General features: G+C 46.6%; 25 protein-coding genes, 2 tRNA genes and 1 pseudogene. 10 read left to right on the plus strand and 18 right to left on the minus strand.

Annotated elements, in window-relative coordinates; all coding sequences use genetic code 11:
- Positions 1-16 precede the first annotated feature (16 nt).
- The 8 genes and pseudogenes from GACE_RS07245 to GACE_RS11560 form a co-directional block, all read left to right on the plus strand.
- Positions 17-772, plus strand: coding sequence for a 4-phosphopantoate--beta-alanine ligase (locus tag GACE_RS07245; protein WP_048092348.1), 756 nt, complete (start codon positions 17-19; stop codon positions 770-772).
- Complete coding sequence (gene hisD / locus GACE_RS07250) at positions 765-1937, plus strand: histidinol dehydrogenase (protein ID WP_318249161.1); 1173 nt, start codon at positions 765-767, stop codon at positions 1935-1937. The genes GACE_RS07245 and hisD overlap by 8 nt, the downstream gene beginning before the upstream one ends.
- Complete coding sequence (gene aspS / locus GACE_RS07255; RefSeq protein WP_048093761.1) at positions 1934-3226, plus strand: aspartate--tRNA(Asn) ligase; 1293 nt, start codon at positions 1934-1936, stop codon at positions 3224-3226. Before hisD ends, aspS begins: the two co-directional genes overlap by 4 nt.
- Positions 3227-3262: 36 nt before the next feature.
- On the plus strand, positions 3263-3610 hold the full coding sequence (locus GACE_RS07260) for a hypothetical protein (protein WP_048092351.1): 348 nt from the start codon (positions 3263-3265) through the stop codon (positions 3608-3610).
- Positions 3611-3614: 4 nt separating this feature from the next.
- Positions 3615-7109, plus strand: a complete 3495-nt coding sequence (gene smc, locus GACE_RS07265; protein ID WP_048092353.1) for a chromosome segregation protein SMC — start codon at positions 3615-3617, stop codon at positions 7107-7109.
- 2 nt (positions 7110-7111) lie between these two features.
- Positions 7112-7846: a segregation/condensation protein A gene (locus tag GACE_RS07270; protein WP_048092355.1), complete on the plus strand. Its 735-nt coding sequence runs from the start codon at positions 7112-7114 to the stop codon at positions 7844-7846.
- Complete coding sequence (gene scpB, locus GACE_RS07275; RefSeq protein WP_048092356.1) at positions 7830-8354, plus strand: SMC-Scp complex subunit ScpB; 525 nt, start codon at positions 7830-7832, stop codon at positions 8352-8354. The genes GACE_RS07270 and scpB overlap by 17 nt, the downstream gene beginning before the upstream one ends.
- Positions 8355-8482: 128 nt before the next feature.
- Positions 8483-8641, plus strand: a pseudogene (locus GACE_RS11560) (IS481 family transposase); the annotation flags it as partial.
- A 15-nt stretch (positions 8642-8656) separates the two neighbouring features.
- Here GACE_RS11560 and GACE_RS11720 read toward each other — a convergent pair.
- The 13 genes from GACE_RS11720 to GACE_RS07335 form a co-directional block, all read right to left on the minus strand.
- A complete protein-coding gene (locus GACE_RS11720; RefSeq protein ID WP_158413825.1) occupies positions 8657-8812 on the minus strand; it encodes a hypothetical protein in 156 nt (51 codons plus the stop codon).
- A gap of 18 nt (positions 8813-8830) precedes the next feature.
- A tRNA-Ala gene (locus GACE_RS07280) sits at positions 8831-8904 on the minus strand.
- 153 nt (positions 8905-9057) lie between these two features.
- Positions 9058-9267, minus strand: coding sequence for a sulfurtransferase TusA family protein (locus tag GACE_RS07285; RefSeq protein WP_048092357.1), 210 nt, complete (start codon positions 9265-9267; stop codon positions 9058-9060).
- Positions 9268-9304: 37 nt separating this feature from the next.
- Positions 9305-10486, minus strand: a complete 1182-nt coding sequence (locus tag GACE_RS07290) for an FprA family A-type flavoprotein (RefSeq protein ID WP_048092358.1) — start codon at positions 10484-10486, stop codon at positions 9305-9307.
- 41 nt (positions 10487-10527) lie between these two features.
- Complete coding sequence (gene rd / locus GACE_RS07295; protein WP_048093762.1) at positions 10528-10689, minus strand: rubredoxin; 162 nt, start codon at positions 10687-10689, stop codon at positions 10528-10530.
- Between the two features lie 68 nt (positions 10690-10757).
- Positions 10758-11141, minus strand: a complete 384-nt coding sequence (locus GACE_RS07300) for a desulfoferrodoxin family protein (protein ID WP_052400252.1) — start codon at positions 11139-11141, stop codon at positions 10758-10760.
- A 112-nt stretch (positions 11142-11253) separates the two neighbouring features.
- Positions 11254-11937: a diphthine--ammonia ligase gene (locus GACE_RS07305; protein WP_048092359.1), complete on the minus strand. Its 684-nt coding sequence runs from the start codon at positions 11935-11937 to the stop codon at positions 11254-11256.
- Complete coding sequence (ala, locus tag GACE_RS07310; RefSeq protein WP_048092360.1) at positions 11937-12899, minus strand: alanine dehydrogenase; 963 nt, start codon at positions 12897-12899, stop codon at positions 11937-11939. Before ala ends, GACE_RS07305 begins: the two co-directional genes overlap by 1 nt.
- Positions 12900-12955: 56 nt before the next feature.
- Positions 12956-13273 carry a cupin domain-containing protein gene (locus GACE_RS07315; RefSeq protein WP_048092362.1) on the minus strand — a complete coding sequence of 106 codons (318 nt, stop codon included), beginning with the start codon at positions 13271-13273 and terminating at the stop codon, positions 12956-12958.
- A complete protein-coding gene (gene gyrA / locus GACE_RS07320; protein WP_318249164.1) occupies positions 13270-15621 on the minus strand; it encodes a DNA gyrase subunit A in 2352 nt (783 codons plus the stop codon). Before gyrA ends, GACE_RS07315 begins: the two co-directional genes overlap by 4 nt.
- Positions 15618-16364: a tRNA-dihydrouridine synthase gene (locus tag GACE_RS07325; RefSeq protein WP_048092364.1), complete on the minus strand. Its 747-nt coding sequence runs from the start codon at positions 16362-16364 to the stop codon at positions 15618-15620. The genes gyrA and GACE_RS07325 overlap by 4 nt, the downstream gene beginning before the upstream one ends.
- Complete coding sequence (gene dapF / locus GACE_RS07330; RefSeq protein ID WP_048092366.1) at positions 16351-17199, minus strand: diaminopimelate epimerase; 849 nt, start codon at positions 17197-17199, stop codon at positions 16351-16353. Before dapF ends, GACE_RS07325 begins: the two co-directional genes overlap by 14 nt.
- Positions 17199-18134, minus strand: a complete 936-nt coding sequence (locus GACE_RS07335) for a M20/M25/M40 family metallo-hydrolase (protein ID WP_048092368.1) — start codon at positions 18132-18134, stop codon at positions 17199-17201. Before GACE_RS07335 ends, dapF begins: the two co-directional genes overlap by 1 nt.
- A 38-nt stretch (positions 18135-18172) precedes the next feature.
- Between GACE_RS07335 and GACE_RS07340 the strand changes: the two genes are divergently transcribed.
- On the plus strand, positions 18173-18631 hold the full coding sequence (locus GACE_RS07340) for a GNAT family N-acetyltransferase (RefSeq protein ID WP_048093772.1): 459 nt from the start codon (positions 18173-18175) through the stop codon (positions 18629-18631).
- On the opposite strand, the gene GACE_RS07345 is transcribed toward GACE_RS07340, so the two are convergent.
- The 3 genes from GACE_RS07345 to GACE_RS07355 all read right to left on the minus strand — a co-directional run bounded on the left by GACE_RS07345 (position 18628) and on the right by GACE_RS07355 (position 20788).
- A complete protein-coding gene (locus tag GACE_RS07345; RefSeq protein ID WP_048092370.1) occupies positions 18628-19083 on the minus strand; it encodes a hypothetical protein in 456 nt (151 codons plus the stop codon). The genes GACE_RS07340 and GACE_RS07345 overlap by 4 nt on opposite strands.
- Positions 19084-19164: 81 nt before the next feature.
- Positions 19165-20334 (minus strand): pyridoxal phosphate-dependent aminotransferase, encoded by a 1170-nt coding sequence (locus tag GACE_RS07350; RefSeq protein ID WP_048092372.1) that lies wholly within the window; start codon positions 20332-20334, stop codon positions 19165-19167.
- Positions 20300-20788: an Lrp/AsnC family transcriptional regulator gene (locus GACE_RS07355; RefSeq protein ID WP_048093774.1), complete on the minus strand. Its 489-nt coding sequence runs from the start codon at positions 20786-20788 to the stop codon at positions 20300-20302. The genes GACE_RS07350 and GACE_RS07355 overlap by 35 nt, the downstream gene beginning before the upstream one ends.
- A 175-nt stretch (positions 20789-20963) precedes the next feature.
- Here GACE_RS07355 and GACE_RS07360 point away from each other — a divergent pair.
- Positions 20964-21047, plus strand: a tRNA-Leu gene (locus GACE_RS07360).
- Between the two features lie 160 nt (positions 21048-21207).
- On the opposite strand, the gene GACE_RS07365 is transcribed toward GACE_RS07360, so the two are convergent.
- Complete coding sequence (locus GACE_RS07365) at positions 21208-22251, minus strand: 4Fe-4S dicluster domain-containing protein (RefSeq protein ID WP_048092374.1); 1044 nt, start codon at positions 22249-22251, stop codon at positions 21208-21210.
- A gap of 9 nt (positions 22252-22260) precedes the next feature.
- Positions 22261-23688, minus strand: a complete 1428-nt coding sequence (locus tag GACE_RS07370) for a 4-hydroxyphenylacetate 3-hydroxylase family protein (protein ID WP_048092376.1) — start codon at positions 23686-23688, stop codon at positions 22261-22263.
- Positions 23689-23845: the final 157 nt, after the last annotated feature.

Consider the following 23845-nt stretch of genomic DNA (forward strand, 5'->3'; position numbering starts at 1 on the left):
CGGTGTTGATAGGGGCATGCGTATTCCTGAGTCTCACCCCAGATATCATTCGCTTATGACAAGAGAGAAGCTGGTTGAAGGCTTCAGGAAGGGCCTTGTTGCTCCCGAAGGTCTCATAGCTCAGGGAAGGGGAGAGTGCTTCGATTATCTGCTTGGTGAGGTGAGCCATGATTTTGCCCTCGAAGCTGAGAGGGTTGCAGTTGCCATGCTCATAACATCCAGGCACCCTGTCATCTCGGTAAACGGCAACACCGCCGCACTCGTAGGAAAAGAGATTTCCGAACTGGCCAAACTCCTGAACATCCCGTTAGAGGTGAATATATTCTACAGAACGGAGGAAAGATTCAGGAAGATAGCGGAAGAACTTGGAAAATACGGTGCCGTTGTGTACAGCAACAGCGATGCCTTTCTGGAAGGACTTGAATCCGCCAGGCGAATAGTCGATAAAAGGGGAATTTACAGGGCAGATGCTGTCCTTGTCCCTCTTGAAGATGGGGACAGATGTGAAATCCTGAAAAAGCACGGTAAAAAGGTCATAACCATTGACCTGAATCCGCTGTCAAGAACAGCCCAGATGGCAGATGTTACAATAGTTGACAACGTCGTAAGGGCAATACCCAACATGATCGGGTTCGCAAGAGAGCTGATGAGCCTGGAAAAAGAAGAGCTTGAGAAGATCGTTAGAGCATATGACAACAGAAATATTTTAAGGAGGGCAGTAATCGCAATAAATGAACACCTCTCCACCAGAGCGGGGGATTTTGATGGATGAGTTTATCGAAAAGGTAAAGCCAATTATCGAAAAGGTGAAAAATGAGGGAGATAAAGCCCTTATCGAGCTTACAGAAAAGTTTGATGGTGTAAGAATAGACAGAATAGCTGTCACGGAAGATGAAATCGAAGAGGCATACGAGAGGGTGGATGACGGGCTTGTCGATGCTCTTGAACTGGCAAAGGAGAACATAGAACGGTTCCATTACATAACCATGCCCGACAGAGATATCAGAATAGATTTCGGAGACATGATAATGGGAAAAAGATACGTCCCGGTTGAGAGGGCAGGCCTGTACATACCCGGAGGCAGAGCGAGCTATCCCTCAACAGTTCTGATGTCTGCTGTGCCTGCAAACCTCGCTGGAGTGGACGAAATCGTGGCATGTACACCCCCAGACAGTGAAGGCAAGGTGAATCCACTAACTCTTGTTGCAATGGATATCTGTGGAATCGATGAGATATACAGAGTTGGAGGGGCACAGGCAATAGCCGCAATGGCATACGGGACTGAAACTATAACGAGGGTTGAAAAAATAGCTGGCCCGGGAAATATCTACGTTACCGCTGCAAAACTGATCGTTTCAAAGGATGTTTCAATTGACATGCCCGCAGGTCCCTCCGAGGTGATGATACTGGCAGATGAGAGTGCTGATGCCGAAACTGTGGCTCTCGAATGTCTTGCTCAGCTTGAACACGACCCCATGGCAAGGGCATTTGTGGCAACAACTTCGGGAAAACTGGCCAGAGAGGTTGAAGGAAAGGTTAGAGAAGTGTTTCCGGAGGGAATTCTCAAAATTAAGGTTTTCGAAAAAATTGGAGATGCAGTTGAATTTGCAAACAGCATAGCCCCGGAGCATCTTGTAATACTAACCGAAAATCACTGGCAGGTTTTCGAAAAGGTCAGGCATGCAGGAAGTGTTTTCTTAGGCAGGTATTCGCCCGTTGCTGCTGGAGATTACGCAAGCGGGACAAATCACATCCTTCCGACAGGAGGGTTTGCCAGAATGTACTCTGGCGTGAGTGCTGAAACATTTATGAAAAGCATGACATATCAGGAAATAAGCAGAGAAGGGCTTGAAAAGCTCAGCACAATAATTTCGAAAATTGCAAAGGCTGAGGGTCTTGAATGGCATGCAAAATCTGTGGAGGAGAGATTGAAATGAGAAAGTACACAGCAGATGTTGGTGAGGAAGATTACGGCAGAAATGTGGAACTGTACGGATGGGTTCACGAAGTTAGAGACCTTGGAGGGCTTGTCTTCCTGATCCTGAGAGACAGGGAAGGCTTCGCTCAGATAACACTACCCAAGAAGGTTGTTGACAGAGAACTTTTCAAAAAAGCAAGGAAGATAAGGAGAGAGAGCGTCATAAGGGTAGTCGGTGAGGTTAAACCTGAGGAAAAAGCTCCAAATGGATTCGAGATAATACCCCAGGAAATCGAGATACTCAACGAAGCCGACGCTCCCCTACCACTGGAGGTAACTGAAAAGGTGCCTGCAGAGCTTGATACGAGACTGGACAACAGGTTCATGGACCTGAGAAAGCCGAGGATACAGGCAATTTTCAGAATCAGACATGTAGCCGTACAGACAATTCGGGAATTCTTCGACAGACACGGGTTCATAGAAGTCCACACACCAAAGATTGTATCGACCGCAACAGAAGGTGGTACCGAGCTTTTTCCGATAACTTATTTCGAGCGAGAGGCATTTCTCAACCAGAGCCCGCAGCTCTACAAACAGGCTCTGATGGCCGCAGGCCTTGAAAAAGTCCTTGAAATCGGTCCGATATTCAGAGCAGAGGAGCACAACACGGTGAGACACCTTAATGAAGCGATAAGCGTTGACATTGAGGTAAGCTTTACAGACCACGAGGGGGTCATGAAGTATCTTGAAGAGCTTGTAAAGAGCATCCACGAAAATGTTGCAGAGAAGTGTGGGAGATACTTAGACTGGATAGATGCCAGGGTTGAAGTGCCAGAAACTCCCTTTGAGAGGGTGAAGTACGACGAGGCAGTCGAGATCGCAAGCAGGAAGGGGGAAGAGATTGCATGGGGAGACGATCTGTCAACACAGGCATTGAAATACGTCGCTGAGGAATTTGATGGTTATTACTTCATTGTTGACTGGCCCACAGAATCAAAGCCGTTCTATGCGATGCCGTACGAGGATGAGCCAGAAATATCCAAAACATTCGATCTCATGAAGGGATGGATCGAAATATCCAGCGGTGCCCAGAGAATTCACATATACGACCTGCTTGTGAGGAGAATTAAGGAGCAGGGCCTCGACCCTGAGAGTTTTGGATTCTATCTTGATACCTTCAGATACGGTATGCCTCCACACTCTGGCTGGGGCATGGGTCTTGAAAGGCTTCTCATGGCCATGCTCGAGCTACCAAACATCAGGGAGGCTGTGCTGTTCCCAAGGGACAGGCAGAGACTTGTTCCGTGAAAAAGTATATAAACTACCTTATCTATTTTTATTCAGATGAATGAGCGTGATCTGATTATTGAGAGGCTGGAAAAGAAGCTGGCCGAGAAGGAGAAGGAGATAAAAGAACTCAAAAGGGTGGCAGGAATGAATGTGGAGGAACTGAAGTCTGAAATCATTTCGGAAATCAGAAAAGAACTGGAGAAGGTCAGGGTGCTTGAAGCAAAGGTATCTGAGCTGAACAAGACTGTGGAGAGCCTGATGGATGAAATACTGTATCTGAAATCGGAGCTCTCCACAAGAGAGCAGAAATCAAGGGAAATCAGAGAGATTCTGAGCCCTGAAGAGGAGAGCAGAGAAGCAGAGGAAAAGGAGGACAGTGACGAAATAATAGTTGTTGACTGACATCATGCATGTAAAAAAAATAACGATAAGGAATTTCAAATCATTTGGTAAAAAGGTAGAGATACCCTTCGAACGTGGTTTTACCGTCATAAGCGGTCCGAATGGGAGCGGCAAATCCAACATTATTGATGCAATTCTTTTCTGTCTCGGTCTGCATTCTTCATCCAAGGTCCTCAGGGCTGAAAAACTCACAGACCTCGTATTCTCAGGAAATGGAAAAAGAAGCGACAGTGCAGAGGTTGAGCTGGTATTTCAGGCAGATGGAGACGAGCTGACAGTCTCAAGGAAGATAAGGGTCACGGACAGAAACTATTACAGCCATTACTACATTAACGGGAAACCTGCAAGCCACGGCGAGGTTGTGAAGATTCTTGAAAAACACGGGATATTCAGCGATGCGTACAACGTTGTGATGCAGGGAGATGTTACAAGGATAGTGGAAATGACCCCTGTGCAGAGAAGAAAAATCATAGACGACATTGCCGGAATTTCTGAATTTGAAGAAAAAAAGGCAAAGGCAATTGAAGAGCTTGAAGCTGTAAGGCAAAACATTGAAACCATTTCTGCAGTACTGCATGAAGTTGAGTCGAGACTGAAGGAGCTTGAAAAAGACAGAGAGATCGCTTTGAGATACAAATCCCTCATCTCAAAAAAGGAAGAGCTTGAAGTGGAGCTTAAGGCCATAAGAAGGAAAGAACTTGTGAGCAAAATCAGAAGACTCGAAAAAGAGATAGAGAGGCTTGAAGCCCAGAAGGACAGTGCAATTAACAGAATTTCCGAAATTCTAAAGGAAAAGGATTCACTCAAACAGGAGCTTGAGGAGATTACCAGGAAAATATCGGAAACAGCAGATGAGGAGTACAGGAGGATTCAGGAGAGAATTACGGAATGCCAGGCTGAGCTTGAAAGTCTGAGAAAGGAAGAAAACTACCTTAACAAGGAGATTGACAGGCTAAACCAGGAAAGAGTAAGGCTGCTTCTCGAAATAAGCAAGCTCAACGACCTTTTAGAGGATATGAAAAAGGAACTTGACAGGCTGTATGACCAGAGGTCAGGTGTGGAAGAAAACCTGAAATCGATTGAGATCCAGATTGAAAATGTCAGAGCAGAGATAGAAAAAATTGGCGGGAAGGAGAAGGAAATCAAGGACAAACTCGTTTCAATTTCATCTCAGCTTGAAAGTCTGAGGGACAGAAGGTCGGAACTTCTGCGTGAGAGAGACAGACTCTATGAGGGATTGAGGAGAATCACAATCGAGATTGAAGAACTTGATAGCGAGCTGTCAAGAATAAGGGCAGAATACGACACCATAAAGAAAGAAATCAAAGAAAAAGAAGCAGAAAGAGAGCGGATAGAAAGAGAAATTGCAAGAGAGACAAAGGAGAGACAGAAGATAGACGGCAAACTTTTCCAGTTCAGAAATCAGCTATCCCAGATCGATGAGGACATAAAACAAAAGGAACTTGAACTTGCAAAGGTTAAGGCAGAGCTTTCCGCCTACGACGCTGCTTTTGGCCGGGCGGTTGAGCTGATTCTCGAGGCAAAGGAGAAAAAGGCTCTTCCCGGAATTTATGGTGTTGTCGCCCAGCTCGCTGAGGTTGACGAGAGGTATGCACTGGCCCTTGAAATAGCTGCCGGCAACGCCCTCAACTTCATCGTCGTTGAGACGGAGGATGATGCCATAAGAGCAATCAAATACCTGAAACAGATCAGAGGAGGCAGAGCCACATTTCTGCCACTGAACAAGATCAGAAAGAATTTCGAGAAGATTAACCTCAACAAGGGTGTTCTGAAGGCTGAAGGGGTTATTGACTATGCCGTCAATCTCGTGAGCTGTGAATCGAAATTCAGGCCTGTGTTCAACTTCGTATTCAGAGATACAATAGTCGTGGATACTGTGGAAAATGCCAAAAAAATCATGGATGGAAAAAGAATCGTTACCCTCGACGGCGAACTGATCGAAAAAACGGGTGCTATAACCGGAGGGAGCATCGACAGAAAGAGAGGTCTGCTGATCTCCAGAGAATTGCTCGAAAGGGAGAAAAGAATTTCCGAAGAGATTTCAGTTATGAACTCCAAGAAAGCCGCTCTTCTGGGTGAGGTCAGAAAACTTGAAGACCGGTGGAGAGAGATAAATGACAGAATAAAGGGTGCTGAGGAGAGGCTGAGAAATGCCGAAAGCGATGTCAAACTTCTGAAGGCAAGGCTTGAAGGATTTTCCCATAGAGAATCCGAGATAATTGAAAAAATTGACTCGAAGGAGCGGGAAAGGAGAGAACTCGGTGCGAAAGTCCAGGATACTGAAAGATCTTTGAAAGAAGTCGATTCAGAAATACAGAGGTTTGAAAAAGAAATAGAAGATCTGAACAGAAAACTGAAGGGGAGTGCGTTGCCCAAACTCACGGAAGAGCATGAAAATCTCAAAAATAGGCTCTCTTTGGCCAGAGAAGCGATGATCAAGGTTGAAGGAGACATAGAAAAGAAAGAACTCGAAATAAGACAGGTGGAAAAGGAGATAGGCGAAAAAGAAAGCAGAATTGCCAAAATTGATTCAGACGTTAACGAGCTGAGGGATAAAATCGAGAAAAACAGGCACAGAATGGATGAGCTTAGAGAGGAAATCGAAGAACTAAACGAGAGAGAAAGCGTGCTTGGAGCGAAAGTCAGGGAGCTCAGAACCAGAAGAGATGAGACATTTTCAAGAATCAAGGAGCTGGAAAACGAAGAGAGTAAACTCGAGTACGAAATTACGGGTTTCGACGAAAAGATCAGAGCCAGAAGAGAGGTCATGCAGCAGCTCCTATCTGAGGTTTCGGAGCTTCCTGAGGCCGAACCGAGAATGAGCAGAGAGGACGCAGTCAGAGAGCTTGATGAAGTGGAGAAAGAACTTTCCGGGTTTGGAGATGTAAATCTCAAGGCCATAAAAGAGTACGAAGAAGTAAAGGAAAGATGGGAGGAGATATACTCCAGAAAACTCGAACTTGAAAAGGAGAGGGGAGAGATACTCGAAAGAATAGACAGATACGATAGAATGAAGAAAGAGAAGTTTTTTGAAGTATTCAACGCCATTAACGAGAACTTCAAAGATGTCATCGCGAAGCTCACGAATGGTGAGGGTGAGCTTATCCTCGACAATCCAGACGATCCGTTCAATTCGGGTCTTTACATGAAGGTAAGGCCGTATGGCAAACAGGTTCAGAGGCTGGAGCAGATGAGTGGTGGAGAGAAGAGCCTTGTCGCCCTTGCCCTGATTTTCGCCATTCAGCGCTACAAACCGGCTCCATTCTATGCGTTTGACGAGGTGGATATGTTCCTGGACGGAGTTAACGTGGCAAGGCTTGCGAGAATGATAAAGGAGATGTCGTCAAGGGCACAGTTCATCGTGGTATCACTCAGAAAGCCCATGCTCGAGCAGGCTGATGCGATTGTTGGAGTTACGATGGGGAGGGACAACATATCACAGGTAACTGGAATACGGAGAGCATCGATGATCCAGTAGAGATGCTCTACAACCTTGCCAGGAAAGGCGAAATCGATCCGGTGAATATAGACGTAGTTGATGTTGCAGACAAGTTTCTCAGAGAGCTTGAGAAAGCAAAAAAGCTCGATTTGAGGATTTCAGGGAGGGTTCTGCTCTATGCGGCAATTCTCGTCAGGATGAAGTCAGATATCATAACCACAGAGGCAATCGGAATTCAGGAAGAAGAGTCAGAGGATGATTACGAGGGGGATTTCCCGGAACCGACGTACATTGAATACGACTATCCTGAAGACGAGTTCGAGTCGTACATTGCTCAGGACTTCATTGAAGAGGAAATATTGGACGAAAGCATTCTTGAAGATGAACTCATAAGCGCACTGATTGATGCCGGAAGAAAGAGGGTCAGGAGATACACAACGCTCGAGGATCTGATAAAGGAGCTGGAGTCAGCAGAGAAAGTGAGAAAAGCAAGGAGGAAGAGAAGGGTCAGAAGGCCGGAAGCGCAGATCGATCCCCTCGAAGTCCCCCACGATGAAGACCTTGAAGAGAGCATAGAGAGGCTGAAAACAGTGATTGAGGAAATGATGAAAAACAGAGACATCGTGAAGCTCGGAGAGATTGCCGGGTTTGACCTCGTCTCGAAGTACATTTCTGTACTTCATCTCGCATTCAGAAGAGTGTTCGAGATACACCAGGAGAGGATCTTCGAGACTGACATAGAGATTAGGAGGTTGAACAATGAAGGACAAGATTGAGGCGATTCTGTTCGCATCCTCTGACCCACTCTCCCCTTCAAAAATCGCAAAGGTAATCGGGTCAGAGGCAGGAGAAGTGGAAAAGGCAATCGAAGAGCTTATCAGAGATTACTCGTCAAGGGAAACATCCATAGAAATCGTGAAGCTCGGAAAAAAGTATTTGATGAGAGTAAAGCCAGAATACTCTGAGATAATAAGAAACTTCACGGAGAGAGACCTCGAAAAAGGTGTTTTAAGGACGCTTGCCATAATTGCGATAAAACAACCAGTAAAGCTCTCAGAACTTGCAAAGATAAGGGGAAACAGATGTTACGAACACGTAAAAAAACTCCGGGAAATGGGGTTTATTACCGAAGAAAAAAAAGGAAGATCAACCATACTCAGAACCACCAAAAACTTTGCCATATATTTCGGGCTTAAAAGCTCCGATCCTGAGGAAATAAAGGAAACTCTGCTCAAAATAGTCAAAAAGGACAGAAAGCTTGAAGAATATTTTGGAAGACTGTGAGCTTTCTGTTTCTTTAAGTTTCTTTAAATTTCACAGTCCTGCAACCATCTCTGTGAGGAAACCAGCAAAAACGAAAATCAGATAGATGGCTGCCAGAAGTACGATGTCAGTCCAGGACTGCCCAAAACTTTGATTCTGTTGATGTGCATGTAAGCCAGTACAACCACGTGAACCCGCACATGGACCTGAATTTTGATGAGCTTGAAACTCCTTATCAGACTTTCCTGAAAAAGTCGCCTGCTGAAAGGGTGTTCGAGTTCAGCGGGAGGTGGTTGTTTGAGGAGTGAAATTATTTCGGGATACTACACCATGTCATGCCCCGCCCAAACCTTGAGAAAGCCCGTGTAAGCCTGACCGCTCGAAAGGATGTCCTGGAAGCTTAAGGGTAATGCATCCCTAACCTGTCCCAGTTTCTCGAAGATCGTCTTATGGAGTTTCTGAAGTGGGTAAATCATCATTTAGCTTCTCAATTGAAATGGACCGGTGGGGATTTGAACCCCAGGCCTCCGCCATGCCAAGGCGGCGCTCTCCCAAACTGAGCTACCGGCCCGCAATTCGCATCACAACATCTGAGTTTATAAGAATTATGGATGTTTCAATGCCCGCAGCCCCTTTCGGAAAAGCACAACTGCATGACAACATAAGCCCTGCACCACCACATCATTCAGAGATGTCCGAACTTCTCGAGAACAGCATTTCAGAGCTATTTTCTCATCAGGAACTTTAAAAGTCCTCCTTCTCTCCTGATTTCAAGTATTTCAATGCCCTTGCTGGAGGCCCATACAGGAATGTCATAGATTGCAGATTCGTCGTCTGTTATTGCCGCGAAGACTTCTCCAGCATCTCTGAACTCCTTTTCGAGCTTTAAAATGTGGTTCATACATTTCTGACCTCTGAGGTCAATAACCCTCATGGAAAAAATGGAGTAGAATCTGATTTTAAATTTTGATTCAGCTTTCCTTTACCCTCTCCGCCACGGCCCTGCCAAGCTCCCTGAGATCGTCTTTTGCCCCATCATGGGAGAACTTGAACCTCACACTCCCAACAACATCAAACTTCAGTTCATTGAAGATGTCAACTATTTTCCCCACTGCCTCTCCGCTCCATCCGTAGCTTCCAAACGCTCCCGCAACCTTGTTGAAGGGTTTCAGACCCTTCATGTAGGTCAAAAAGCTCGCAACAGAAGGGAACAGCTCTCTGTTGAGTGTGGGAGATCCAACGATCAGCCCCTTGGAAAGCATGACGTCCGTCATTACTTCCGTGAAATCAGAGACAGAGAGCCTGTAGAGAATGTAATCCACTCCTGCCTCTTCAATCCCACTCACGACCTCTTTCACCGCTTTTTCGGTGTGGTTCCACATGGAATCGTATGCAACAACCACCCTCTCTTCAGCCTCACCGCTGCTCCATCCCCTGTACTTCTCAACAATTTCAGGAATCCTCTTTCTCCAGATTATTCCGTGAGACGGTCCAATCACGTCTATCTCCAGCCCCATGGATTCAATACTCTCAAGAACCTTTGAAACCTGTTTGCTGTACAGCAGAACAATGTTGGCATAGTACTTTGCACACTCTCTGAATATCACGCCCATTTCCTCGTCGCTGAACTCATCGTCAAACCTTCTTGCACTTGAGTAGTGTTCCCCGAAAGCATCATTCGGGAGCAGAACCTTATCCTCGACGACGTATGTGGCCATGCTGTCTGGCCAGTGAACGAGAGGAGTTTCGATGAACGTAAGCGTTTTACCCACTTCCAGTTTATCTCCTGTCTTCACTACAATCGTGTCATGCTCTATGCCATAGGCCTCCTTCAAACCGTTCTTTCCCCTTACATTCGTCACAATCTTCACTTCTGGATACCTTTCAATCACCGCCTTCACAGATCCAGCATGATCCATTTCGATGTGATTTACCACGAGGTAATCGAGATTATCAACACCGAGGGCGTCCAGCTTCTCGAACAGCTGATTCTCAAAGCCCGCCTTTACAGTGTCCACAAGAACGGTTTTTTCAGCCCGGATCAGATAGGCGTTGTAGGTTGTGCCAAATCTCGTTGTGTATCCGTGGAAATTCCTTATATTCCAGTCCACCGCTCCAACCCAGTAGATACCGGGCTTTAGCTCAACATGCATGATACTCACCTCCAGGAAAACAAAAAATGGGGGAAAATCGCTTATTCGATTTTCTCAAAATCTTCTTTACTTGCCCCGCAAACAGGGCAAACCCAGTCATCCGGGAGATCCTCCCACATCGTTCCTGCGGGAATGTCATTATCCGGATCTCCCTCAGCTTCATCATACACATATCCGCATACCTTGCACTGGTATTTTGCCATTTCTCTCACCTCTGACCTTATTTTATATTTGACAGATATAAATTATTTGGTTTAATCTAAATTCAAAATCATTCGATATCTATGGGCTTCTCGCTCACCCACGTACCGTGAAGGTTGCAGAAGGCTCTGGCCACCAGTTTCCTCTTTCCGACATAATCCTCTGCGGCATTCAGCAAAAATACAGCCTTTGGAGCAGCAATCACCGGCTGCAAATAGACTCTACCAGCAAGCACATCATCCAGATAAAGCTCAATCCAGGAAAAGTGATGCCCGTACTCATTTGGGTGCTGCATGTAAACTCCTGTTTCAACAACAACCTCGAATCGCTCTCCTTTTGAAACCCTATCCGGCGCGGTTATAACGGGCGTGTGTTTCTTCTCAAGGTCATTCATATCTTCGGGATTCGAAGATCCGGGTCTGTTCAGACCCCTGAACAAAGGGTTTCCACTCATGACATCTCACCTCATTAAATAATTTGAATAACCAATTTAAAAATATTTCCCGCACGTTGCGAATTCCACATTATCCGGTTCAGCTTTAGAACCGGAATATCCGGGCCAAAAATTATTTGGATGGATAATTATCCTTGTTCTCAAGCCGGTACGCTCTCACATCCATGCTGGAAACCATATCATGCCCATTTATCACATAATCTTCAATAACAATTCTTTTTCTGAAAAGGGGGGCGTTGAGGACAAGTGTTTCATACTCCCCACCCTCTCCCGAAATGTTGATCCCGTATCTTTCTGAAAGTCCTGAGAGAGTCTCTATAAGCTCATGATCGATTTTTTTTCCAAGAAACGTTCTATCCAGTCCCATTGCAGAGACCTTTACGATTATGGCTTCGAATTTTTCCGAGACCTCCTTCAGGAGATCCCTCTCATCGATGTGCCAGAGCGGGGCGATGAGCTTTGCACCCATTCTCCTGACCACTTTCTCAAACCTTTTCCTCTGATACTCACTTTTTACAGCCCCGGTAACAATACCATCGACGTCCAGTGCTTTTAACTGTTCTGACAGTTCATCCACCTCTCTCTCCTCTTGTCCGCTGACAAACACCTTGAAAAGAGGTATTTTGAGAGAACTGGCAATTGCATCCACTAAAGGCAAATTGGCTGTGTGGAACATGTAGCTGTCCGGATTCTCAGAAATGACTGAAACCACGCAGGCGATCTCATGTTCCTCGCTCACCCTGTGAAGAGCGAGCATTGAATCCTTTCCGCCGGAAATGAAGCATGCCACCCTCATCAGAAAAACCTGAACTTCACACCTTTTCCAGCTTTTACAGCCTTATCATATATCAGGCTTGCTGTGGCGATGTCCTGAATCGCCAGTCCTGTTGAGTCAAACACGGTGATCTGGCTGTCATCTTCTCTGCCCTTTTTCAGACCCGCTACAATTTCACCCAGAGTGCCGAAAATGTGATCCTCTGTGATTATGCCCTTACTCAGGGGAACGTTGACCTCTCCGCTGTGAAACGCCTGCTCGTAGTCATCGACCACAACCTTCGCTCTGAGAAGGATTTTCGGATCGAGCTCCTGCTTTCCCGGAGCGTCTGCACCTATCGCATTTACATGTGTCCCTTCCTCAATCCATTCGGCCTTCACAACCGGCGTTCTTGATGGTGTTGTCGTTACCAGGATGTCGCTTCTGCATGCGTCGGCTATCTCAACCACTTCTCCATCCAGCCCAAACTTTTCAGCAAAACTCAAAAAGTCCTTTGCAGTTCCTTCACTGATATCATAGGCCTTCACCCTCTCGATATCAGCAACATTAACTATTGCCTCGAGCTGCGTTCTGGCCTGCATTCCACAGCCCACAAAACCCACAGTCCTGCTGTCCTTCCTCGCAAGGTATCTGACAGCAACACCTCCCGCAGCACCGGTCCTCATGTTGGTGAGATGAGTGGCGTCCATCACGGCAAGGGGAAAGCCTGTATCAGGATCATTGTAAATGAGAACCGCCATAACCGTCGGCAACCCTTTTTCCCTGTTTCCCGGATGAGAGTTGACCCATTTTATGCCTGCATGACCCTCAATGAAAGCGGGCATCGCCCTGAGGTCTCCGTTTTCAAATGTGAGATAAATTTTTGCTGGCATCTGCGTTTTTCCAGTACCATGCAGGTAAAAGGCGTGTTCCACCGCACTCAAACACTCCTCCATCGTCAAAAGCTCTTCAACATCACTTCTTGAAAGAATCAGGGAGTCCATAAATACAATCAGAAACCAGAATTTTAAATTTATCTTTGCCAGACTGACTCAAAGCTTCACTCAAGCCAGACAGTATCGTTGTCCACATAATCGTACTTGAAAACCAGTATTTTCAGGTTTCCTTCCGCAAAATGTATCGCTCCGGGCGGACACAGAAGGACATCTCCACATCCCGCCTCGTGAACCTCATCCCCAATGCCAATTTTTCCGCTCCCCTCCACCACGACGAAAACTTCAGTCTGAGTTCTATGATAGTGACTCCCGACCCTGCCCTTTATCTCCACAAGCTGAATGAAGGTGCGGCTGTCAAAAAAATGGAGTGGAGCAACCCTGTAATTTCGTCTGTCTTCCCAGTTCTCAGGCAAAAGCCTCACAAAACCACCTGTGTGGCCTTCACAACACCATTCCTGGCCACAATTACGCCGGTCGTGTTCCTCCCCTGCACTGAAATCTCATCCATGTTCACAAGTATCACATTACCGTCCCTGCTGAACGCAAACAGCCCGTTACCTCTGACAAATTCAGCAAAAACAACATTTCCTGTTTTTGCAGTAGCTTTAAAGCAGATAACTCCCTGTCCACCTCTCGAGATTTTTCTGAACTCTCCGGTTTTAACCCGTTTACCGTATCCGTTCTCTGAGAGCAGCAGTATCTCCTTTTCACTTCCGCAATCCATCCATGCAATTTCATCTCCACTCTTCAGCCTGATTGCCTTCACGCCCTTTGCAGTCCTGCCATACGTTGGAACCTCAGACCTGTCAAACCTCACAAGCATCCCTTTCCGGGTGGTGATAATGACTTCTTTCCCTCTTGCGGGTTTAACAGCTACAGGTTCGCCTGTTACAGCAATAATTCCAGATCTCTTGGCATTCTCAAACTCCGAAAGCTTCACCGTCTTTATATAGCCATCCGCAGTCAGCAGTAAAATCTCCCCTTTAAACTCCTCTGCAGATAACGCCGAGACGACGTGCTCATCACTCTCCATGGAAACCATGTTTCTGAGACTCGTTCCTCTGGCCACCCTGTCAAGCTTGGGTATCTCGTATGCATTTATCCAGTACGCCCTGCCTTTGTTCGTGAAAAGAATTAACCTGTGGGCTGAATTCACAATACCAAGGAAGGCAATTTCGTCCTCATTCCTCAGATTTATGCCCTGGACACCTACACCTCCTCTGCCCTGCGCCCTGAAGGATTTGAGGTCCACCCTCTTGGCATACCCGCTTTTTGTAACGATTAGAAGATTCTCCTCCTCAGCTATCAGATCCGCTTCGGTTATCTCTCCGACATCTGCAAGAATTCTGGTTCTCCTTTCGTCACCATACTTTTCTGCAATTTCTCTGGTTTCCCTGATTATGATTTCATCGATCTTCCTCCTGCTTGCGAGAATCGCCTTCAGTTCCTCAATCTTCTCCTTCAGCTCCCTGTATTCTTTGAGAAGGCTGTCAATCTCCATTGCAGTGAGCCTCTGAAGCCTCATCTGAAGAATGGCCTCAGCCTGCTTTTCTGTAAGCTCAAACCTCTCCACAAGGCCCCTCCTGGCAACCTCCGTACTTTCGGATTTCTTGATTATCTCTATGGCCTCATCAATATTTTCTATAGCTATTTTCAAACCTTCCACAATGTGGAGCCTTTCTTCAGCTTTCCTGAGTTCATACTCTGCCCTTCTCCTCACAACCTCTCTCCTGTGCCTGACAAACTCTGCGATCAATTCTTTAAGGCTCATCACCCTCGGCTGGTTGTCCACAAGTGCCAGGTTGATTATGCCAAAAGTTGTTTGAAGCTGAGTGTACTTGTAAAGCCTGTTGAGTACCACTCCCGCATTTGCACCGTTTTTCAGCTCGACAACAATTCTTATCCCTTCCCTATCGGACTCATCTCTCACCGTCTTTATTTCCTCTATCTTCCCATCTCTCGCAAGTCCCGCAATCTTTTCAACAAGGTTTGCCTTGTTAACCTGATAGGGTATTTCCCTTATCACTATCGAATTGTCCTCAATCTCCGCTCTGCCCCTCACAGTAATCTTGCCCTTTCCGGTTTGGTAGGCATCCCTGATACCTCCAGTCCCCACAATAATGCCTCCGGTCGGGAAGTCCGGACCCTTAACGTATTCCATAAGCTCTTCGACAGTAATGTCCTCGTTCTCTATGTAGGCAATTATTGCATCACAGATCTCCCTCAGATTGTGCGGGGGCATGTTCGTTGCCATTCCCACAGCGATACCGCTTGAACCGTTAATCAGCAGGTTGGGAAGCCTGGCAGGAAGAACAACCGGCTCCTTGAGAGTGGCATCAAAGTTGGGAATGAAATCAACCGTTTCCTTGTCAATATCTGCAAGCATTTCCTCTGCCAATTTTGTAAGCCTCGCCTCAGTATACCTCATCGCAGCCGGTTCATCCCCATCAATGCTGCCAAAGTTACCCTGTCCGTCAATTAGCGGATATCGCATGTTGAAGTCCTGAGCCATTCTTACAAGGGCATCGTAAACCGCAGAGTCGCCGTGAGGGTGATACTTACCGAGCACATCTCCCACAATTCTGGCAGATTTTCTGTAGGGTCTGTTGCTGTAAAGTCCCATCTCATACATTGCATACAGAATCCTTCTCTGTACGGGCTTCAAACCATCTCTAACATCAGGAATGGCTCTGCCCACAATTACACTCATCGCATAATCCAGATAGGAAACTTTAAGCTCCTCAGAAATGTCTCTCGCAATTTCCATCATCTCACCTCTACCTTAGACGCAAGGAATTCATCCTCAAGCAACCTGTCAAATATTCTTTCATCCTCAAGCACCCCTCTTGCAATGGAGACAAGCCTGGCTCCGGCATCAATCATTTTTCTCGCATCCTCCACACTTCTCACAGAGTTGTTTCCAACAACATTTCCCAGCCCGGAGATCAGCTCAATAAGTTTGAGATCTGCCTTTCCTCCCGGAACCATCGCATCCACATGAATCATGGCTGCTCCGCTTTCGAAAATCCTGCCTGATAGCCTTAAATAATCGATATCAAGACCGCCCCGTATCTTTACAGACACTTCAGCGAATTTCGATGCTCGCTCAACAATTTTCGCAAGGCGTTCTGGCTCATAAAGCAACGACTGTCCGCACCCAATTTCCGTAAATTCTTTCTGCCTGCAGTGAGCATTTATTTCCAGTATGGCGCCATACTCTGCTGCGAGTTTTGAAATATCAACATAGCCCTCATCACTGAACGCTCTCACGTTTATTCCCACAGTACCTCTGAAGTCTTCCAGCATTTTCAGATTGCGTTCAATTTCTTTAACTGGATTTTCAAAGACAAATTCCTTTCTGCCCCTCCGAACTGCATTTAAAGCCGCCTCATTGGACTTCTTATCCGCATTAAAACCTCCAAGTATTCCGAATCCGACATTAAACCTGCTGACGAACTTCCAGTCGTTTATCCCAGCCATTGCCGAAAGTGCAAGTCTGTTAGGGAAGATCATATCTCAGCTCACCGGTGTTAATATGGCCATCAGCAACCCTCGAAGCGCCGCCAGTCATGAAAACTCTATCCCCAACATCAATTTTAAGCTTTCCACCCCTGGTAATGATCTCAACACTTTTTTCAGAAATGCCAAGCCTGTGTGCCACCACAGCAACAGCACAGCTTCCCGTTCCACAGCTCAGCGTCTCGTCCTCGACGCCCCTTTCGTATGTCCTGATCCGTATTCTTCTTCCATCCAGAACCTCTGCAAAATTAACATTTATGCCCTCCGGAAACAGCTCGTTATACCTTATTTCTCTCGCATAAGGAATTATATCGAAATCGAGGTCTTCAACAAATATGACTGCGTGAGGAACGCCCGTGTTCACAGCATAAACCTCAAACTTCCTGTCTCCAACTTCAAAAACCTTCCCCCAGACGTTCTCTTCTGCAGGAATCCCGTCCCTGCCAAACTTTGGCTCGCCCATGTCAACACTAACCCACCAGCCCTCCTCATCCTGAAAGACCTCAAGCTCAAGTGTTCCGGCGAGAGTTTCGACATTAAGAGGGCTTTCAGCATAACCCTCCTCGACAACATACCTTGAAAAGCACCTGATGCCATTACCGCACATCTCTGCCTCGCTACCATCAGCGTTGAAGTATCTGAATCGTGCATCAGCCACTTCTGATTTCTGGACAAACAGAGCCCCATCAGCTCCCACGCCAAAGTACCTGTTGCAGACAGCTTTCACAAATTCGGATTTTCTCTCTTCCTCAATTACAATTCCGGAAAATTCATCGATAAGGATGAAATCGTTGCCATTTCCATGCATTTTCGTGAACTTCACCTTCATCAGACCACCTCTTCGTTTATTTTCAGAATTATTTCAGCAGCCTTTTCAATTTCATCGAGCTTTATTCTTTCCCTGTCAGTATGGCAATCCACGAGGTTTCCTGGACCCCAGATTGTAACTTTCCACCCATTTTTCTTGAAATTGTAGGCATCGGTCCAGGAATGCATCACAGACCTTTTCCCAGCATATTTTTCAATTTCTGGGATTTCATCGCATCTTATGGGTTCATAGAACTCAGAAAACTCAACATCTGCATCCAGACTCTCAAGCTCGTTCCTCATTTCAAACATATCCACATCAAAGTCGAATATGAAGCTGAGTCTCACCTCACACAGGTCCGGGATTGCGTACAGGTTAGATCCACCCTTCAGTTCCTGAACGGAAAACATGTACTTGCTTTTAAGCTCGATAATGGCTTCAATTGCCTTTTCAATCGCATTAACACCTTCATTCCAGTAGGCGCCATGGACAGGTTTCCCGTAAAACTTCAGAACCACCTCTGCGCTTCCGAGCTGTTTCTCAGCAACACTCAGATTTGTCGGCTCCATGACCACCGCTCTGCCGGAAAAATTCTCTGAAAAATGTTTCGAACCACTTCCTCCCTCCTCCTCATCAACAAGAAACGCGAAATTCAGCCCGAGCCTGTCAGTGGCCTCCATTGCACCGAGTATTGAAGCCATGCTGCCCTTTGCATCGGCAACTCCTGTACCGTAAGCGTATTCTCCATCAAGCCGAAAATCTGCCTTTCGCTCAACAGTATCGAGATGGGTCACAAACCAGAGATCACTTTCGCCCCTCACATAAAGGTTGCCGAGATTGTCAATCTCGGGATGAAATCCGTATTTCTTTATGAGTCCCGAAACATAATCCCGTATCCTTTCTTCATAACCCGAAGGGGAATCGATATTCACGAGCTGCTCGAGAATTTTTATCATCGGAAGAATTTTCAACAGTGCTGAATAAAAAACCATCTGTGAAAATCAGACGAGCGAGAAGAGATGACATCGATTACTTCATCGAGCTTTACAGAGCAGCCTACAGGGGCTACGAAGAATATGCATACACCACAACCAGAGATATAAGAGATTACTTCAAATGGCTGCATGGAAGAGACAGAGAAGGCATTTTTGTGGCAGTTATCGATGACGTTCCTGTTGGTTTTGCGGCCTGTGACTCAGGCTGGTTCAGCAGAATGGAGAGGAAGATAGTTGCAGAGCTTCACGAGCTTTTTGTGAGAGAAGACCTGAGGGGAAAAGGCGTCGCTTCCAAACTCCTTATAAGGGCTGAAAACTACGGAAGAGAAAAGGGTCGGGACGAGATGGGCTTGTGGGTGGGGGAAAAGAATGAACCCGCAAAAAGGTTTTATCTCAAACACGGATTCAGAGAAAGCGGCAAGCTTGGAAGATGGATAAGGATGGTCAAAAGAATTTAGATGTTCTCAAGCTCCCTGCTGTATCTCTCCTCATCTTCGAGAATTTCGAGAATCTTGCTTCGTATGGAGACATAAACACTTTCTTCAAGCTGGGGTTTCAGCTTCTCGTCGGTAAATTTGAGCAGCATCTTGTATATCCTGTAGGCCTGCTTTTCAAGCACCTTAATATCGAAGCGGTCCACTTCGCCCTTCCAAAGCTCGAGAAGAAGATATACGTTTTTCTCATAGTCGGATATGTCAAAGTCATGCTCGTAACTGATTTCGTGGAGAACCTCCTGAAGGAGAATCTTGTGCTTTTCGTTGTCGACCATCAGCCTGAAAACAAAGTCATCGTCAGCCCGATCACACGTCCCGATAAGACCGAGCAGTCTGATTGCCACCAGATTCTCGTTCAGATATGCGTACTTCAACAGATTCAGGAATATCTGCAGTTCCCTGACATTCAAATTCATCGATAATAGAATCTCCATACGAATTAAATATTTTACTCGCAGGATTAAACTGAAAATTTATACGTTCAGCATATCTGAAAATCAGAGAGATTCTACAAACTCCTTCATTCTGTCCACCGCAAGCCTGAGTTTTTCCATTGATACAGCATAGGCACATCTAACATGGTTCGCTCCGCATTCACCAAAGGCATCCCCTGGAACCACAGCGACGTTCTTTTCCATCAGAAGGCGTTCGGCAAACTCCATGCCGCTCAAACCGGTAGAACTTACATCAGGGAAAGCATAGAACGCGCCATCCGGCATGACAACGTCGAACATCTCTCTCAGGCGCTTTATGAAGAAGTTCCTTCTCCTTATGTACTCTGCTCGCATCATTTCAAGCTCATCTTCACCGTTTCTCAGCGCTTCCAGGGCGCCAACCTGTGCAGTTACAGGGGCACAGAGCATGGAATACTGATGAATTTTCACCATGCCTTCGAGTATGTCATAAGGTGCTATCGCATACCCGACTCTCATTCCCGTCATCGCAAAGCCCTTTGAAAAACCGTTCAGGATTATAGTTCTATCCTCCATTCCGTTCAGTGAGGCAATTGATACATGTTTGAAGCTGTAGCTGAGTTCAGCATAAATCTCATCAGAGATAACCAAACAATCAAGCTCCAGCACGGCATCAGCAAGTTCCTCAAGTTCCTTCTTCGTATAGCTCACGCCGGTAGGGTTGTTCGGATAGTTCAGCATCAGTACCTTGACATTTCTGTCCTTGTATTTCACAAGGTCCTCGTAAGTAACCTTGAAACCGGGGCAGGTGGATACATTAACAACCTCGGCTCCGGTCAGATAAGCAAGAGGAGAATATGAAACGTAAACCGGCTCGGGGACTATAACCGTCTCACCCGGATTGACCACTGCTCGCAATGCAAGATCGATACCTTCACTGACACCGGTCGTTATTAATACGTTCTCCTCAGAAAACTCAGCTCCGAATCTCCTGTAGTAATCGGCAATTGCCTCCCTCAATTCAAGAAGGCCATAGTTGGAGGTGTAGGATGTAATCCCCTTTTCAAGACTGTAAATCATCTCCTCCCGGATCCTCCAGGGAACGGGAAAATCAGGTTCACCAACGCCCAGGCTTATAACGTCATCTCTGCCAATTATCAGCTCAAAAAACCTTCTGATTCCAGAGGGCTTAAGCTCTCTGACCCTTCTGTTCAATCTTTCACGGGACAATTGCAAGCCTCCTGTCTTCCTCATCTTCAAAGAGAAGTGCTCCCTCTTCCTTATACGTTCTCAGGAGAAAGTGCGTGTTGGTGTCTCTGACCTCCGGAATCGTTGAGATTTTCTCGGCAATGAAAAACGAAATGTCCTTCAGCGATTTGCCCTTAACCACAACCTGAAAATCATATTCCCCACTCACAAGCCTCACAGCATGGACTTCAGGGAATTTGGCAATTCTCTTCGCAATATCATCGTAACCCTTTTCCCTGCTAAGATTTACCCTGACGTCTATTATGGCATATACTTCCTCAACACCGGCCTTTTCCCAGTTGATGAGAGTCTTGTACTTCAGAATGACACCATCATCCTCGTATTTTTTAATAATTTCCTCAACCTCCCGAACATCCATATTGAGCATTTCAGCTATTTCGTTACTCGAAATTCGTGAATTGTTTTCAAGAATTTTGAGAATCTCAATTTCCCTGCTCAACGAAATCACCTATGTTAGAGAATGGCAATATCTTTTAAATTTTTTCCATCGAATCCTGCTAAAGGGTCAGAATGGGTGGACTGCGAAAAATCTTAAATTACGATGACCCTAAATCAGTCGAGCCTGAAACCAGAATTTTTATATTCTGTTCGAACTCACAGATAACCCAACCGATGCGGGGGTTGCCGAGCCAGGAAAAGGCGCCAGATTCAGGGTCTGGTCCCGGAGGGGTCCGAGGGTTCAAATCCCTCCCCCCGCATGCCCCTGTTTTCAGGATTTAAGTGGGTCATATAGGCAGATAGATGAATGCAGCCTTTGCAAACCGCAAATGCTTGATTGCCGGAGTCGAGTTTTTTGACCGTGCTTCTTGGATGCATGCGAACACTGAAAGAACCATGCAGGTTGATAATAAAAAAAGATTAGTCCGGTATAAACTCAGGCGGTCTGACAGCCTTGAGCTTTATCGCATTCTTCCTGCATCCAACCACGCAGACGCCACAACCAAAACATTTCTCAGGATTGACCCTGGCTTTCATCTTCCTGCCACCATCCGGCGAGTACATTTCCACCGCATCAAAATGGCACCTCTTCACGCAGGTCTGGCATCCTGTGCATGCCTCGTCGTCAACGTAAGCCTCATACCTGCTTTTTTCGAGCTGTACACCGAGAGGCACATTTGCGGCCCTTGACGAGAGGAAAAACTCACAGCAGTCTCCGCAGCAGTTGCAGTTCACCGTTACAATGGGGTCTACAATTTTTGAGGTGTTGGCCCACGTGTGGATAAGTCCATCTTTTTCAGCCTCGGCAATGATCTGGAGAGCCTCTTCGACAGAAATCTCTCTGCCTGATCCCCTGGCGATGGCGTATTCTGCGCCTCTCCCGAACTGAATGCAGTGCCACGTGCTGAATTCGTCCGTAAAGCTGCATCCGTCAGATGCAAGCCTTGTAACATTCCTGCAGGAGCATGGAACGACGGCAATCTTTTTCTGAGCTTTTATCATCTCCCTGATGTCCTCGTAGGGCAGCACATCCGGCAGGTCCTTTACTGCCTGGTAAGCAGGCACAACCCTCCAGAACTTCAAACCCATGTCGGTGAGCATTCTGCCAACCACCGGGTTCATCTCCCTGTCCCCGAACTCCTTCCAGAGCCTGGCAAATTCCGGATCGTTCATGTGCTGTGAGGCCATGGTCGCGTCGTGGAGCTGAATAATATCCCTCACAAACTTGTAATGGTCCTTCTTCCCGAAATCCCTGGGAATGACAACCCCTCTGTAAAAAAGGCCATCGAGTATCTCTTTCACCCTATCAACGTCCATTCCCAGCTTCTCGGAAATCTCATCAACACTTCCGGGCAGAGCGGCAGCAACTCTGGCTTCTTCCTCACTCATGATGTATTCGAGAATACTTCTGAGCAGCCGGGAATCCGGAAAGCCCAGCCTCTTCATCAAGATTTCATAGCTCACGTTTCCACCTCACTCCTTTATTCCTGTCAGATACTTGGCTATTTCCTTCTTCTCCTCAAAGTTGTAACTTCTCCAGATGGCAATGTCCTCCATGACCGGAGAACCACCACCATGCACTCCGGCAACGGCCTGAACACCGCCAAAAGACGAGCACAGAATGTTCGATATCCCGAAAAGACACCTGTAAACGTTTTCTGCAGGAACGTCTGACCGTCTTTTAATGTACTTCTCTATATATGGCCTGGTTTCTGGATTCAGGAAATCCTCCGCAAAGGGCAGCGCCGCAGGCAGACCACCCGACAGCTCCGCCAGAATCTCCAGTTCGTGGTAGTAGTTCAGCCCGGCATACCTTCTGCCAACATTGGCGTAGATTTCGTTCGGGAGAAATGTTCCGGCCGGCGTCTTTGTCCCGTTTATGGCTGAGGCTATACCCGCAGCATAGACGAGCTCAGCAACCGATGCAAGCTCAACGAGCTTTTCCCGGATGTTGTGTTTGTCGTAGATGTTGCTGTATTCGGCTATCAAAGCTCCGAACCCCATCACGATGTCCGTGGTGGCTGGCTTGCAGCCCGTGTAGCTGTGCCTGTGGAATAATGCAAAGAGGTGTGCCGAGAGGGTGGCGTACTTATTCTCACCGCACAGAAAAACCCTGTCCCACGGGACAAAGACGTCGTCAAAGATTACAAAACCCTCGTCATCCCCGACATTTGCCTGAGGCATGTTCATCTCTTCCGGAGCCCTCAGAGAGGATGTCCTTGAGATTATTTTCACACCCTCAGCGTCTGCCGGAACGGCAAACGCAACGCTGTAATCCTTATCTGCAGGCGTCATGGCTCTTGTTGGAACAACTATTATCTCATCGGCCACTGCAGACATGGTGATGCAGTTTTTCGCCCCTCTGACGACAATGCCATCGCTTCTCCGCTCAACAACCCTGAGATACATGTCAGGGTCTTCCTGCTCGTGAGGTCTTCTGCTTCTATCACCCTTTACATCAGTCTGGGCGCAGGCAGCAGTCAGGTCCCTGCCCTGAAATTCCTTCAGATATTCAGCGAACCTCCTGCTGTAATCAGTGCCATGCTCCATGTCCGCAGCATACGTTGCGATTGACAGAGCATTTATCGCATCACAGCCCATACAGCGCTGAATGCATCCTCCCACGAGATGGCAGAGTTTTCTCGTCATCTCCTGCTTTGCAAGCAGGTCTTCAGCAGATTGATTGATATGTGTGAACCTGTTAATCTTCTTCCCGGTCAGATGAGATCGTGTAGTCAGGAGATCCTTATAATCCGGATGGTCTGCGAGTTCAAACGTTTTCGACATGACATACAACCCGCCTCGAAGTCTGGGGTCGTCTCTTTTCACCCTCTTTCCCCCAACATACACGTTGGGTTTCATGCTGTACAGGTCATTCCGGTATTCCTCAACAGTCCTCATAATCTAAACTGACTAATCATTTTATTTAATTTTTTCGTATTCTATTAAAAAAATCAGGTTATTGAATCGTCAAATATGAAATAACATTTCGACATATTCATCAGGCTACGAACAAAAAACCGGCATCGGGCAGCCCCATGACTCAGAGTTTTAGAGG

It is taken from the genome of Geoglobus acetivorans, assembly GCF_000789255.1.
In the GTDB taxonomy this organism is placed as follows: domain Archaea; phylum Halobacteriota; class Archaeoglobi; order Archaeoglobales; family Archaeoglobaceae; genus Geoglobus; species Geoglobus acetivorans_B.